Source organism: Phocaeicola coprocola (assembly GCF_041333015.1).
Taxonomy (GTDB): domain Bacteria; phylum Bacteroidota; class Bacteroidia; order Bacteroidales; family Bacteroidaceae; genus Phocaeicola; species Phocaeicola coprocola.
In genome coordinates, this window is record NZ_JBGKGM010000001.1 from 1,244,604 (window position 1) to 1,260,556 (window position 15,953).

Sequence of the window (15,953 nt, forward strand, 5' to 3'; positions counted from 1 at the left end):
TGTTTTCCTGTCGTTAATTATTTTCCATTCTCTTTCTGTGAATCAGGATTCTTTTCCTGTCTGTTCACACCTCCAAGGAATTTTTCTACTTTTATTTTGCGCTGCAGCTGCATCATACCATAATAGAAAGCTTCCGGACGAGGAGGACATCCCGGAATATATACATCGACCGGAATAATTTTGTCTATACCGTTGACTACATGATATGATTTAATGAACGGTCCTCCGGAAATGGTACATCCGCCGACTGCTACGACATATTTGGGTTCTGCCATCTGGTCGTACAGACGTTTCAGTACCGGAGCCATCTTGTAGGTAATAGTTCCTAAAACCATAATCATGTCTGCTTGTCGCGGAGAGTTACGTGTTACCTCAAATCCGAAGCGTGCCATATCGTAACGTGCAGCTCCCAATGCCATAAATTCGATGGCACAACAACTTGTTCCGAATGTCAGTGACCAGAGTGAATTGCTTCTTCCCCATTCGATGAGTTGGTCTACTGTTCCTATGACTACTCCGGCACCGTCACGGTTCAGTTCATCTACCATGCGTTGCAGGTAATCATTGTTTTTGAACTCATCGTATTTCATTGAACGGATTGCTGGTTTTTTTACTTCCATTCCAATGCTCCTTTCCGCCATGCATATGCCAGGCCTAATATTAATACTAATAAGAAAAATGCCACACACACCAAGGCATAAGTACCGACTTCGTTGACTACTACTGCCCACGGAAACAAAAATACTGTTTCGATATCGAACATCAGGAACAGAATGGCAAACAGGTAATATCCTACCTTAAACTGTACCCATGATTGCCCTCGTGTCGGGATTCCACATTCATAAGGCTCTCCCTTCTGTGGATTGAACGACCGCGGTGCGATAAGCTTTGCGATTGTCATTGCGACTACTACTAAGGCTATGGCCGTCAGAATGACAACAATTAAAAATGTGAAAAACATAAATAGAATTTTATATTTGTAAATCGTATATATATACACTCTCTATATGGTAAAACGCCCTTTACCATATATAAAGAATAAAATCTAGCCTGATCTCTATCGTTATAGAGAGGCTAAATCAATATTTTTTCTAACGTATAAATGTAATAGGAAATTGTCTTGTTTGTCGGGGGGTGATTGAAACAGGCAAAACTTCGATATACGGTGATATTATAATATACCGCTAAACATATAACATTACGTAATACCGATTTGAAATCGTAAGTATTGATGTTTGGTATAATAATTGCCTTATTGGGGAGATCTGTATGATTTTGAGAGAATAGGTGTTGGATGGTTTTTTCCATGGGCGACTGAGGTTCCTGTATCTCACTGTAAGTTGTTGTGCAGGATACGGAAGCTGTATTGTCGGTATGTTGTGCGGGTACACAAACGACATTCCCTATAATGACCATTATAAGGAAAGCAAAGAAAAATATTGTTGCCTTTCTCACCTGTTTACCCATCATATACCTATCTGAAAACGGGTGCAAAGATAGTGATTTATTTTTAGTCTTTTTAATAGGATTGTATAAAAAAACAAAATGCAAATAGCTTGTAATTCTGAAAATCCGGTCGTATTATAAGATTTCGAACATGAAGGACATTTAGTGAAAAATAAGTGATTCTTATAGTTTTCTTTTTATTGTTTTTCTAAACAAGTATTGTAGAAGAATTGCTATTATGAAAATTGTCAGATACCATTATAGTTTCTTTTATCCTTATACTTAGGTTTGATGTTGAATGAGCAAATGTTTGATTGTCAGTTGTAAAAAAGCCTTGCTTTATTTTGTTGTGTAAAGCAAGGCTTTCGTATAGAATGACTATGTAAATACGTTTTGTAAAGAGTAAATAACTGGGCTTAGAATTTAGTTGAAAAATTTTTCCAGCTTCTTGATCATCATTCCCAGACAGAACACTACTACGTGGTCGTTTTCCATGATGGTGGTGTTACCTGTAACCAGGATACCTTCTCCGTTTCTGATGAGTCCTCCGATAGTAGCTCCTTTAGGAAGGCCCACATCTTTTACCTGAGAGCGAGTGATGCGTGAGCCTGCTTTTACTGTAAATTCTGCTACATCGGCGTTGGCAAATGTCAGACACTTGACATTTGATACATCGGCATCCAGCATCATTTGGTAGATATGGCTGGCGGCAATGAATTTTTTATTGATAACAGTACCTATATCCAGACTCTCTGCCATACTGATATAGTCTATGTTTTCGACTTCGGCTACGGTTTTGCTTATACCTAAACGTTTAGCTGCCAGGCAGGCAAGAATATTTGTTTCTGAATTTCCGGTCAAAGCAACAAATGCTTCTGTATTTTTGATTCCTTCTTCCAGAAGCAGTTCCATATCTCGTCCGTCTCCGTTGATAATCATTACCTTATCATCTACCAGTTCGGTAAGTCGGTTGCATCGGTTGAAGTCACTCTCAATGATTTTAGTACGCATGTATTCGGGCATATATTGTACGGTACGTACGGCTATACGACTTCCACCCATAATCATCACGTTGCGGATATCAGCTTCATTCTCTTTTCCAGCAATTTTCCGGATATAAGGAATATATTTTTTTGTTGTCGTAAAATATACGATGTCATTCAAAATAATAGTATCATCACCTCGGGGAATGATTGTTTCGCTGCCACGTTTGATTGCAACAATATGGAAAGGGATATTTCTTCCTCCCAACTCATGCAGAGGTACATTCAGAATTTCTGCTGTTTCTTTCATCTTGGTTCCGAGTAAAACTAATGCTCCTCCAGCGAACTCCCACCATTGACGAATCCAGCTCATCTTTACGGCATCTACAATTTCTTTCGCTGCCAGCATTTCCGGATAAATTAGGGAGTCGACTCCCAGTTTGGCAAAAAACTCTTTATGCTTAGGAAGCAGATACTCGTAGTTATTGATTCGTGCAACTGTCTTTTTGGCTCCCAGGCTAGTAGCCAGCATACATGCGGTCATATTCCTGCTTTCATCCGGAGTTACGGCGATAAACAAGTCTGCACCTGCTACTCCCGCTTCTTTCAATCCTGAAATCGAAGTAGGGGATATGTTGACGGCGAGCAGATCGAAGTTACTGCCTAGTCTTCCCAGTCTTTCTTCGTCGTCGTCCATAAGGATAATATCTTGTTTCTCATCTGATAAGAGTTTGGCCAGGTGTGTTCCTACAGCTCCTGCGCCGGCAATGATAATCTTCATGAGTTCAGAATATGAATTAATGTATTATATATACCTGTTTGATCGATACCACAAATGGAGTAAAGAGCATTTACAGGACCATGTTGTATAAAATGGTCAGGAATACCCATACGCTTTACCATAGGGGTGTAGTTATTGTCTGACATAAATTCCAGAACAGCACTTCCCATTCCACCTTTGAGCACTCCATCTTCTATTGTGATGATACGTGAGAATTTTTTTCCTATCTCGTGTAATAATGCTTCATCCAGTGGTTTTAAAAAACGGAGATCGTAGTGGGCAATGCTGCAATTATGAGTATTCTCGGCTTCTGTAATAGCTTTGGCTGCTGTATTTCCGATAGGACCGATTGTGATTACAGCCAGGTCGGAACCGTCTTTCAGTTTTCTGCCCTTTCCCACTTCAACAGCTTTAAGTGGACATTTCCAGTTGGTCAGCACACCTCGTCCGCGAGGATAGCGGATAACAAAAGGACCTTGGTCGGGAAGCTGTGCTGTATACATCAGCCGGCGCAGTTCCTGTTCGTCGTAAGGTGAAGCTATTGTTAGGTTAGGGATAGGACGTAAATACGCCAGATCGAATACGCCATGATGCGTTGGACCGTCTTCTCCTACTAAGCCAGCACGGTCTAGGCATAACACTACATTCAGTTTCTGTATGGCTATGTCGTGGATAATATTGTCGTATGCCCGTTGCATGAACGAGGAGTAAATGTTACAGAAAGGCAGTAATCCCTCTTTGGCCATACCTCCCGAAAAAGTTACGGCATGTCCTTCGGCAATGCCTACATCGAATGCACGGTCGGGCATAGCTTTCATTAAGATATTCATAGAACAGCCAGTAGGCATGGCTGGAGTCACTCCAATAATTTTGTCGTTCTTTTTTGCCAGTTCCAGTAAGGTTTTGCCAAACACATCCTGGAATAAAGGTGGCATACCACTTGTATCATTTACGATTCTTTCTCCAGTTTCTTTATCGAATATGCCTGGAGCATGCCAGATGGTGGCTGCTTCTTCCGCAGGTTTGAATCCTTTGCCTTTGATTGTATGGATATGAAGTAGTTTCGGTCCCTTCATGTCCTTAATTTCTTTCAGTACTTTTGCCAGAGCAAAAACATCGTGTCCGTCTACTGGACCGAAGTAGCGGATATTCATTCCCTCAAAAATGTTCTGTTGTTGGGTAAGAACAGATTTCAGGCTATTGTTGAAACGGATTAAGCTTTTCCGGCGTTCTTCATTCAGAACTCCCCACTGATGTAGCTTCTTTGAGATGTTATATCTCAGTCGGTTGTATCCTTCTGATGTTTGGAGATTTAGCAGATATTGTTTCATTCCTCCTACGCTCCGATCGATCGCCATGTTGTTATCGTTCAAGATAATCAGCAAATTGTTGGGAGTAGAAGACGCATTATTCAATCCTTCAAAAGCCAGCCCGCCACTCATCGAACCATCCCCGATTACGGCTACTACATGGCGGTTTTCTTCACCTTTGCGGGCCGCAGCAACAGCCATGCCTAGAGCTACGGAGATAGAGTTGGATGCATGTCCACAGGTAAACGTATCATATTCGCTTTCTGACGGTGAGGGAAAAGGGCATAAACCGTTTAGTTTTCTGTTTGTACAGAAACGGTCACGACGTCCAGTCAGTATCTTATGTCCGTACGCCTGATGTCCTACGTCCCATACAATGCGGTCATAGGGGGTATTGAATATATAATGAAGTGCAACAGTTAATTCTATTACTCCTAAACTTGAACCAAAATGCCCGGGATTGCGAGAAAGTTCATCAATGATTTTATCCCTGAGCTCCCGACAGACCTCAGGTAAAGACTCGATAGGAAGATGACGCAAATCTTCCGGGCTATCTATTTTATTCAACAATTCGTAAGAAATGGGTTGTTCCATCCGGTTTTTATTCAATATTAATTTCACAAAAATACGATAAATATGTGTATTGTGTTTACATTTGCACAAAAAATAATGAACAATGTTTGCTTATGGAGTTTAGAACAAAAGTAGAATTGCCGGTCGGACAATCTAAAATTTGTCATTCGGATTTACTTATGTCATGGGGGTCTTGTTTCTCGGAAAATATAGGAAAACTATTGGTAGATAATAAGTTTAATTGTGACATAAATCCTTTTGGCATTTTATATAATCCTTTTTCAATAGCAAAGTCCATATCTCTATTATTGGATGAAAAGGTATATGGTGAGGACGACTTACGCTTTGACAAAGGAATTTGGTATAGTCTGATGCATCATAGTTCTTTTTCTTCATCAGACAAGTTAGAGTGTCTGAATAAAATCAACTTCCGCATGATAAAGGGAAGTGCTACGTTAGGTAAGGCTAACTGGCTGATTATTACTTGGGGAACTGCACGGGTTTATGAATGGAAAGAAACTGGAGAAGTTGTTGGAAACTGCCATAAACTGCCAGATAAATTGTTTGTACGGCGTCTGTTGGATGTAGACGAAATCGTATCAGTTTATATTTCTTTACTTGAAAAGATTCGCTTGGTGAATCCGGAGGTACAGATCTTGTTTACGGTTAGCCCGATACGTCATGCGAAAGACGGCTTACATGGCAATCAGTTAAGTAAGGCAGTACTTTTGCTGGCAATCGAAAAAATATGTCAGAAGTTTTCATATTGTCATTATTTTCCGTCATATGAGATTCTGTTGGACGAATTGCGTGATTATCGTTTTTATGCCGATGATATGCTTCATCCGAGCCAGCTTGCCATAAACTATATCTGGGAATGTTTTTGTGAGTGCTTTTTCACAACAGAAACGTTGCATATAATGAAGGAATGGCAAGAAATAAAAAAGGGGCTTGACCACCGTCCTTTCAATGCAAAATCGGAAGCTTATTATACTTTTCTAAGTCAAATAATGTTAAAGATAGAAAGGCTAAAAGAAAAATTACCGTACTTAGACGTACAAAATGAAATAACATTATGTCAAACTCGATTGAAGAAATAACCTCCGTCATTGGAGCTGAGAGAATAGGAAAACACCAGGCAACTATTGACTGGATTCTTACGGATAGCCGTTCATTGTGTTTTCCGGAAGAAACTTTATTTTTCGCTTTAAAAACAAAGCGTAATGACGGACATAAATACATACCGGAACTTTACGCCAGAGGGGTGAGAAATTTTGTGGTAACTGATGTGCCAGAGCAGTTGTCTCATTATGCTGACGCCAATTTTTTGCAAGTTGGAAATACACTGAAAGCTTTGCAGCGTCTGGCTGCCAAACATCGTGAACAGTTCCAGGTTCCTGTTGTAGGTATTACCGGAAGTAATGGAAAAACAGTGGTGAAGGAATGGATTTATCAACTGTTAAGTCCTGAAAAAGTAATTACCCGTTCACCTCGTAGTTATAACTCACAGATAGGAGTACCCTTGTCTGTATGGATGATGAACGAACATACTGAGTTGGGTATATTTGAGGCTGGAATTTCAGAAATGGGTGAAATGGAAGCATTACAGCCTATCATTCAGCCTACTATCGGAGTGTTGACAAATATCGGTTGGGCACATCAGGAGAATTTTTCTTCTTTGCAGGGTAAATGTATGGAAAAGCTGCAGCTTTTCAAAGACTGTGATGTCATTATTTATAATGGTGATAATGAGTTGATAAGCAGTTGTGTTTCGAAGTCACTGTTTACATCTCGTGAGATAGCCTGGTCGATGAAGGATAATGAACGTCCATTGTTCATTGAAAAAATAGAAAAGGATGATACCGGAACTACCGTAAAATATCGCTATCTGGGCTTTTTGAAGGAGTACCGCATTCCTTTTATAGATGATGCGTCCATTGAAAATTCATTAAATGCTCTTGCTGTGGCATTGTATCTGATGGTTTCTCCTGAGGATATTGCCGAACGGATGGCTCATTTGGAACCAGTTGCCATGCGTCTGGAAGTGAAGGAAGGCAAGAATGGTTGTGTTTTAATAAACGATAGTTATAATTCTGATTTTGCTTCACTGGACATTGCTCTTGATTTCATGGCCCGCCGTACAGAAGATAAAGGTCGTCGGCGTACGCTTATTTTATCAGATATTTTGGAGAGTGGACAACCTAGTAAATTGCTTTATCGTCAGGTAGCCGATTTGGTACATAGCCGTAAGGTAGACCGTATAATAGGAGTAGGTGAAGAAATATCTGCTGCGGCTTCACGATTTGAAATCGATAAACGCTTTTTCCGTACAACTGCTGAATTGATAGAATCGGGTATCTTATCTTCGTTGCGCAATGAAGTGGTGTTAATAAAAGGGGCTCGTGTGTTCCATTTCGATGATATTACAGATTTGTTGGAGTTGAAAGTGCACGAAACGATTCTTGAGATTAATCTTGAGGCTTTGGTCGACAATCTGAATTATTATCGTAATAAGCTTAAGCCAGATACAAAAATGGTATGTATGGTTAAAGCTTCTGCTTATGGAGCAGGTTCGTTTGAGATAGCGAAGACGCTGGAGGATCACCGTGTAGATTATCTGGCTGTGGCAGTAGCCGATGAAGGAGCAGACTTGCGTAAGGCTGGAATTAATAGTTCTATAATCATTATGAATCCGGAACTTACGGCATTTAAAACCATGTTCGACTACAAACTGGAGCCGGAAGTGTACAGTTTTCACTTGCTTGAAGAATTGATTAAGGCTGCCGGACGTGAAGGCGTTTCCAATTTCCCGATACATATCAAGATTGATACGGGTATGCATCGGTTAGGATTTGCTCCTGAAGAAATCCCAGCCTTGGTAGATCGTTTACATCGTCAGTCGGCTGTAATTCCTCGTTCTGTATTCTCTCATCTGGTAGGTAGTGATGCCGAACGCTTTGATTCGTTTACTCGCCGGCAAATTGAAACTTTCGAGAATGCTTCTGCTGAGCTGCAAGCAGGATTTAGTCATAAAATTTTGCGTCATATTTGTAATACAGCTGGTATCGAACGTTATCCGGGTGCACAGTTTGATATGGTTCGTTTAGGCATAGGATTATATGGTATAGATCCTTTTACTAATAAAATTCTGCATAATGTTGGTACCTTGAAAACAACTATCTTGCAAATACACGATGTTCCGGCAGATGAAACTGTAGGATATAGCCGGAAGGGAATTCTGACACGTAATTCACGTATTGCTGCAATCCCTATTGGATATGCTGATGGTTTGAACAGACATTTAGGAAATGGTAATGCTTATTGTCTGGTAAACGGTCAGAAGACTCCTTATGTCGGAAATATCTGTATGGATGTCTGCATGATCGATGTGACAGATATTGATTGTAAGGAAGGGGATAAAGCTATTATTTTTGGTGATGAATTACCTGTAACAATATTAGCAGATAAGCTCAATACGATTCCTTATGAAATTTTGACAAGTGTATCGAATCGTGTAAAACGTATTTATTATCAGAATTAAGTATTGTGAAATAAAATACTGACTGTTCCAACAGTAAAAAGGACCGTATCATTGCTCTATACGCACTATGATACGGTCCTTTTTTGTATCTATCCTTTTTGATTTTGACGGTAAATAGTATACAATAGTAGAAGATCTTGGTGAGTTATTACACTTCAATGTCTAAAAAGTAAACATCAGTACAAGTGTTTTGATGTATTTTTGCTATTGGTAAAATATTGTTCAACCGAATCAATTGGTATAGATATGAAAAACGTAAAGTCTTTATTCTTGAAGGGAGGTTTTATTTGTGCATTTATGTTTTCAGCTCTCTCTTCTACCGCCGAGAATTATCCTTATCGAAGTGATGTATTATGGGTAACAGTACCCGATCATGCTGACTGGTTGTATAAAATGGGAGAAAAGGCTCAAGTAGAAGTTCAGTTTTATAAATATGGTATTCCTCAGGATGGGGTGGAAGTGAAATATGAACTCGGGGGCGATATGATGCCAGCAGATAAAACTGGCTCCGTGAAGCTGAAAAACGGACGTGCTGTCATTAATGTCGGAACGATGAAAAATCCAGGATTCCGTGACTGTCGTCTGGTTGCTGTTGTGAATGGTAAAACGTATAAACATCACGTTAAGGTTGGTTTCTCTCCCGAGAAGCTGCAACCATATACGGAGCTTCCTGACGATTTTAATCAGTTCTGGCAAAAAAATATGGAAGATGCGGCACGGTGTCCGTTGAAATATACCATAAAACCAGCTCCTGAATATTCTACAGAAAAGGCTGACTGTTATTTGGTTAAGCTGCAATGCTTCCGCCCCGGTTCGTATATTTACGGTTATCTTACCCGTCCAAAAGCTCCAGGGAAATATCCTGTGGTATTGTGCCCTCCGGGAGCTGGAGTAAAGACTATCAAGGAGCCCAAGCGTCATATTTATTATGCTGAAGAGGGATGCATCCGTCTGGAAATGGAAATTCATGGCTTGAATCCGGAAATGTCTACCGAAGAGTTTAAGGAAATTTCGTCTGCTTTTGGAAACTATCTGGTTAATGGTATAGACAACCGGGATAATTATTATATGAAAAAAGTCTATATGAGTTGTGTACGTGCTATTGACTTCCTTACTTCTCAACCTGATTGGGATGGAAAAAATGTAATAGTTCAGGGCGGTAGTCAAGGGGGAGCGCTTGCTATTGTTACGGCAGGACTGGATAAGCGTGTTACAGCGTGTGTAGCTAATCATCCGGCATTGAGTGATATGGCTGGTTATAAGGCAGGACGTGCGGGAGGATATCCGCATTTATTCAAAAACTATAAAGGCATGGATACTCCCGAAAAAATAAGTACATTAGCTTATTATGACGTTGTAAATTTTGCAAAGCAGATAAAAGTTCCGGTATATATTACCTGGGGGTATAATGATGATACTTGTCCTCCTACTACCAGCTATATTGTTTACAATGTGCTCGATTGTCCGAAAGATGCTCTTATTACTCCTATAAACGAGCATTGGACCTCAGATGATACGGAATATGGACAGTTGAAATGGATTCAGAAACATCTTAAATGAGTGAGGGGGATAGAACTTGTCTAAACTAGGAATATGTTCATTTCCTAGGAAATTAGCTTTAAAATAAGATGGATACTTCTTTTTTATAGAGGAGGGGAACTGATAATTTAATAGTCCTATCATTACTTCTAAATGTGAAGCATGATAGGACTATTTTATATTCTCATTTTACTAATGATAGCTTTGGATATAATTAAAAATTTTCTTTTGAAAAAGATATTTTTAGTATCCAGGCAATTGTGTTAAATTAGGATTGTCAACTAATGGATGTCCAGGACTTTTTGCTGCAAATGGGCATAATTCTGATTTATTTTCTTGAAAACCATAATATAGTCCGTCACTTCCATCTGCAGATTCAATCCATGTTGGATATTTTCCACCATTTTCAGCAGATCCGGTAGGTAGGGTATAAATGATTTTTCCTATTTGTAATGTGTTGAATCCTGCTCTGAATCCGACCATTTTACGGGAATTGCCATTAAAAGTGCTAGTATATGCTTCAAACATATTTACAGGATACCATTTGTCACCATTGCTGACCTCAATATTATGTGCTTTTACTATATTTAATATTTTCTCTTGGAAAGCATCATATTCTTCTTTGGCTGTAGGTACACTCTTTACAACCTCAATTTCTGATGGATCTGTTAAATCTATGTAATCAACAGCAAGAAATTTATCTCCGTATTCTTGAGCATCTATATGAAATTTGTATAAACGATATGTAGGTATATTTGCATATTCATTTTTACGATCTGATAAATCTTTCATTGCTTGTTTAGTTTTAGCTAACTCTTTTGCTAGTCGATTCATACGTATCAAGTCGGTGCGTAATGTAAATTCTGTAGCAAATTCCCATTTACGCTCTTGTACAATAGCATCATCAAAAGCCTCCTGTTCATTAGGGATTGTAAGCTCTTCACCGACACCTGCACGGTTACGTACTTCTTGTAGTGCGTTTTTGGCAGCCTGAGTAGGACCGTTGTTTAAATAGTTTTGAGTTTCAGCATACATTAGTAATACATCTGCGTAACGGAAAATAGGAATATCTAGGTTACGTTGTTTATTTGATTGAGGGGCAACGCACCATGAAAGACGGAATTTGCCCGGCATTATGCAAGAGTAAGTTGTTCCTACATCAACCCAAGTGTCATTAGCACTTCCTTTTTCTAGGAAATAAATGCTATATGAGGTACATGAAACATCGCGGCGTGTATCTTTGGGATTGAATGATAGGTAATATGTGGGTAACATGAATTGCATAGCTTTCAATGAGCCATATTTACCACCTCGTGAACCAGGCTGAGCATAAGTTGTAAATTGAGAATTTGTTACGTCACCATATTGTGCTGTTTCCCATAATATTTCTGTATTGGTGGCTGCGAAATTTCTTTGGCAGTGATTGTACCATAGATATTGGAAACCACTCATGTCTTCATGAGCTTGTACTAACGAGTTACTTCCGTGGTTTATAATTTGGAAGCAAGCATTATCTGCTATTTGGTAAAGTTCTTTTACTCGGGTTGCATCATCACGACGAGCCATCTTGAGTGTAGCTGGATCATTAGTTTCTAGATTCCAACGGAGTGAGTACCCTCCTGCATAAAGAGCTAAACGAGCTAATAATGCATAAGCTCCTTGCTTAGTTATACGTTCAGGAGTCTGATAGTCGCTTTCTTCAAACCAAGGTAGCCAGTCAATAACACTTTGCACTTCTGAAATAACTTTGTCATAAATTTCATCACGTGATGAACGCTTAGGATAAAATGTATTTTCATCGTTAGGATCCATTTCTTCTAAAGGAGTGTAAACAGCAGGTATATCTCCATATATGCGGATTAAGTTTAAGTAACAAAATGCTCTGATACAGATGGCTTCACCTAATAATTGATTGCGTTTTTCAGTTTCTGGCATTTTGCTTAAATTTGAGATGGCAATATTGGTCGCTTCAATAATACGATATTGTTCTTTGTAAATAGTAGTTACTGTTGCGGGAATTAAAGCATCAAATTTGTAATTACACATCATATATTTGCTATTATTTGTAGAGCCATCTTCACATGAGTGCATAACTGTTTCTCCCATACCTAATTGGTAATACATTTCGTTATGTATCAATCCACGGTAACAACCTTGTACAAATTTATCAGCTCTAACCTCATCACTGAAAGTGGTTTCTATATCATCGCTAGTATAAGCTTCCATTTCTAACCAGTCAGAACAAGATGTCATACTTGTTCCTAAGCTTAATGAGACTGTTACTAATGCTGATAAAATTAGTTTTCTTCTTAATGTTGATGTTATATTTTTCATGATTGTATCAGTTTTTTAGAATGTTAAATTAAGACCTATAACATAGCTTCTGGAACGTGGATACATGGAGCTGTCATATCCAGGAGTACAAACCACATTGTCATTTGCTGATTTTACTTCAGGGTCGTAGCCAGAATATCCGCAAATTGTGGCTAAGTTGTTAGCTGTGAAATAGATTCGGGCATTTGAAATCATTACTTTTGTTGTCCATGCTTTAGGGAATGTGTAGCCTAATGTCACTTGTGCGATACGCAGGTATGAACCGTCTTCTACGTAATATGAAGATGGATAAAATCCGCTGGTAGCATTGTTGAGGCTCAAACTCCACAAACGGTTGCTTTCACTAGGATTCAGTTCTTTTAATCTGGCTAATGTTGTAGCTTTTTTTCCTGTAGCCGGATCAATTACACGGTAATAGTTATTAAATTCGGTTGGAATGTTTTGGAATTGTGCATATGGTGACATACTTTGTTTTGTAGCATTGTAGATGTCTTGTCCAAGGGCAAATTTCATGAAGACGCTTAAGTCGAACCCCTTGTAGCTGAAGCTATTGTTGAAACCACCTATGCAAGTCGGTGTACCGTTACCGATTTTTACATTTTTTCTTGTGAAGATAGGGTTTCCGTTTTCATCTACATCGTCGGCTGCATATTTTATATCGCCTGGTTGAACACTTCCTTCCGATGGTCTTACTACTCCGTCGCGCAAGGTGAAGACTGTATTTCCATCGGCATCTTTACTTTCTATAAAGTCTTCCGTTGTATAAACACCTTCATAGACATATCCATACATATCTCCTAGCCCTTGTCCTACAGTAGCATAGTAAGTAACCATTCCAGAGCGGCTGTTTCCTACTGCAAATGTTTTTTCATTCAGCCCTTCTTCAAGTGATTCAACATGTGATGAGTTAAATGACAAGTTTAAATCACTAGTCCAGCTAAAATCTTTTGTGCGTACGTTTACAGTGTTTAAAGTGAATTCCCATCCACGGTTTCGCATTTTTCCCACATTTTGGTATTGGTTTTTATAGCCGGTAGAACTAGGAATAACGCATTGCATTAGTAAATCTTTAGATTGATTGTTATACCATTCTGCTGTAAAGTTGATGCGGCTGTTGAAAAATGATAAATCAAGTCCGACGTTGGTCGAGATTAATGTTTCCCATTTCAAGTCTTTGTTACCTAAAGTTTCTCCAGGCAAATAGGCAGAATTTCCTGCATCACTATTAATCGGGTAGCTGGTTTGCTGAATGCTCGTAACGTATAGACGGTCTCCGATACCATTGTTACCGGTTGTACCGTAACCAATACGTAATTTCATGTTGTTTATGATATTTTCTATTTGATGACCTTTCCAGAAAGCTTCTTCTGATATACGCCATGCTGCTGAAACTGAAGGGAATATGCCCCATTTGTTTGCCGGTGCAAATTTACTAGATCCGTCGCCTCGTAAAGTTGCTGTAAACAAGTATCGTTCGTCAAACGTATAATTGGCACGGATGAAAGCAGAAACCATACCGCTATGCGAATGACCTGCATCTTTTTCATAGACTTCTGCTTGGTCAATCTGGTCCAATCCATGGTTAGGATACGGGAATTTTCTGAGTTTCATTGAATTTTTCTCTGACTCAGAGTAGGTGACTTCATGTCCTAGCAATACATTAACTTTATGCTTTTGGGCAAATGTCTGATTATAATTTAATGTATTTGTAATTTGATATTTGTAAGATTCTTTGTTCCCAATACTTCCATTTATACCTGTATTCTCGGGATCCATGATATAAGATGTAGAATTTTCATCGGCAAAGGATGTCGATTTTGAGTTTGACCAGGTATAACTTCCTGCCACTCTATATGTAAAGTATTTAAGAAAATCGAATTCAATTCCGGCATTTACGCTGAATAGACGAAACCGACTGTTAGAGGTTGAAGCATTATTCTGTACTAAAGGATTAGGCGTATTGAATGCAGAATCCATGCTAGTATAGTCTGGATATGTTTGAGTGTACAACAATTCGTCTTGTGTAAAAAGCGTTCCTCCGTGAATGGGTTGCAACAGTACATTTCGCATACCGTCGTATTTACCACCTCCATCGGTACTTTTATTAGAAAACATTGTATTTACGTCTAGTCGGATTCCTTTATATAATTCTGAATTGATTTTTGCACGGAATGAACTTTTGTTAGAGGAGTGATTTGCTAAAAGACCATCTTGTCCATTATAATTATAACTTAACATGACTTGAGTCTTTTCTGTTCCTGTTGAGATATTTACATTATGACTTTGTGTCATAGCTGATCCTCCAAAAACTTCTTCTTGCCAATTAATACCTTCTGTTCCTGAATAACGATTTGCGATGCGTTCATAGGCTCCTGTATAAAAGTCATCTTGATCAATTCCTATGGCATTATCGTATACATTAGAGTATGCTGTTAACGCATTTTCTCGCATAGCAGCAAATTCATATTGATATTTTACATACTCTTCTACGTTATTTAGCATATCTAGTTTTTTTGCTAATTTGTCAAACGAAAAATATGTATTGTATGAAATTTGTGTTTTACCTTTTTTACCTGATTTTGTTGTTATTACAATGATACCATTGGAGCCACGTGCACCATAAATGGCTGTTGATGAAGCATCTTTTAAGACATCTATACTTTCAATATCGTTAATATCAATATTATCGAGTGCATCTCCCATTTCAAATCCATCGACAATATAAAGTGGTTCTGTCCCTTGAGTAAGAGACATACCACCTCGAATAGTAATATTGGCACTTGCCCCTGGAGCACCACTAGCTGTTACAATATTGACACCTGCTGCTTTTCCTTGTAAGGCTTGCATAGCTGTGGTTACAGGAACATTCGCAAGTTCTTTTCCTCCAACTGAAGAAATAGCTCCAGTTAGGTCTTTGCGTTGTACCTTTGCATATCCAATAGCAACAACTTCATCCAGCATTTGGCTGCTTTCTGATAAAGTAATGTTAATTGTTGTACGCCCTTTTATAGGAACAATTTGGGTTTCATATCCCACATAAGAAAAGATTAATTCCTGAGCTGATTCTGGAACGGAAATACTATATGTACCTTCTATGTCAGTGATGGTACCAAGTGATTTGTTGCCTTTGATTGTGACGGAGGCTCCGATAACTACGTCATTAGCATCTCTTACCGTACCGGTAATCGTTTTGTTCTGTGCTAGAACATTTAGTGAAGAGCTTATTAATAAGATTAATAATAAGCTGATTTGTTTTTGTACGCTTCTCATAGATTATCTGTAACAATACTTCGGTAAATTTTTACCGAAAGATTAAAAGTTAAACAACAGAACCGGCAAAAGCTGGTTCGGAAACACTAAAGAGGTCATTGAAATGTTGTCAAAAACGAATGGTTAAGCATGAAGAAATGTGCTGAAAAAAAGAGAGCTAACCTGCTGATAATAAA

General features: G+C 38.8%; 9 protein-coding genes. 3 read left to right on the forward strand and 6 right to left on the reverse strand.

Features of this window, described 5'->3' with window-relative positions; genetic code table 11:
- Nucleotides 1-17: 17 nt before the first annotated feature.
- From ACDG22_RS05185 to dxs, 4 genes are all read right to left on the reverse strand, one after another.
- Entirely contained in the window at nt 18-620 is a 603-nt protein-coding gene (locus ACDG22_RS05185) for an NADH-quinone oxidoreductase subunit B (RefSeq protein ID WP_007566210.1), read from the reverse strand.
- Complete coding sequence (locus ACDG22_RS05190; protein ID WP_007566212.1) at nt 611-961, reverse strand: NADH-quinone oxidoreductase subunit A; 351 nt, start codon at nt 959-961, stop codon at nt 611-613. The genes ACDG22_RS05185 and ACDG22_RS05190 overlap by 10 nt, the downstream gene beginning before the upstream one ends.
- A 908-nt stretch (nt 962-1,869) precedes the next feature.
- Nucleotides 1,870-3,210 (reverse strand): Trk system potassium transporter TrkA, encoded by a 1,341-nt coding sequence (trkA, locus tag ACDG22_RS05195; RefSeq protein ID WP_007568797.1) that lies wholly within the window; start codon nt 3,208-3,210, stop codon nt 1,870-1,872.
- Nucleotides 3,207-5,114: a 1-deoxy-D-xylulose-5-phosphate synthase gene (dxs, locus tag ACDG22_RS05200; protein ID WP_270230347.1), complete on the reverse strand. Its 1,908-nt coding sequence runs from the start codon at nt 5,112-5,114 to the stop codon at nt 3,207-3,209. The genes trkA and dxs overlap by 4 nt, the downstream gene beginning before the upstream one ends.
- A gap of 92 nt (nt 5,115-5,206) precedes the next feature.
- Here dxs and ACDG22_RS05205 point away from each other — a divergent pair, with 92 nt between their 5' ends.
- From ACDG22_RS05205 to ACDG22_RS05215, 3 genes are all read left to right on the forward strand, one after another.
- Nucleotides 5,207-6,193 carry a GSCFA domain-containing protein gene (locus ACDG22_RS05205; RefSeq protein WP_270213087.1) on the forward strand — a complete coding sequence of 329 codons (987 nt, stop codon included), beginning with the start codon at nt 5,207-5,209 and terminating at the stop codon, nt 6,191-6,193.
- Nucleotides 6,169-8,634, forward strand: coding sequence for a bifunctional UDP-N-acetylmuramoyl-tripeptide:D-alanyl-D-alanine ligase/alanine racemase (locus ACDG22_RS05210; RefSeq protein ID WP_007568791.1), 2,466 nt, complete (start codon nt 6,169-6,171; stop codon nt 8,632-8,634). Before ACDG22_RS05205 ends, ACDG22_RS05210 begins: the two co-directional genes overlap by 25 nt.
- A gap of 297 nt (nt 8,635-8,931) precedes the next feature.
- A complete protein-coding gene (locus tag ACDG22_RS05215; protein ID WP_177593856.1) occupies nt 8,932-10,194 on the forward strand; it encodes an acetylxylan esterase in 1,263 nt (420 codons plus the stop codon).
- A gap of 222 nt (nt 10,195-10,416) precedes the next feature.
- On the opposite strand, the gene ACDG22_RS05220 is transcribed toward ACDG22_RS05215, so the two are convergent.
- Together ACDG22_RS05220 and ACDG22_RS05225 are read right to left on the reverse strand one after the other, a co-directional pair.
- Nucleotides 10,417-12,507: a RagB/SusD family nutrient uptake outer membrane protein gene (locus ACDG22_RS05220; protein ID WP_270230348.1), complete on the reverse strand. Its 2,091-nt coding sequence runs from the start codon at nt 12,505-12,507 to the stop codon at nt 10,417-10,419.
- A gap of 15 nt (nt 12,508-12,522) precedes the next feature.
- Nucleotides 12,523-15,777, reverse strand: a complete 3,255-nt coding sequence (locus ACDG22_RS05225; RefSeq protein ID WP_270230349.1) for a SusC/RagA family TonB-linked outer membrane protein — start codon at nt 15,775-15,777, stop codon at nt 12,523-12,525.
- Nucleotides 15,778-15,953 lie beyond the last annotated feature (176 nt).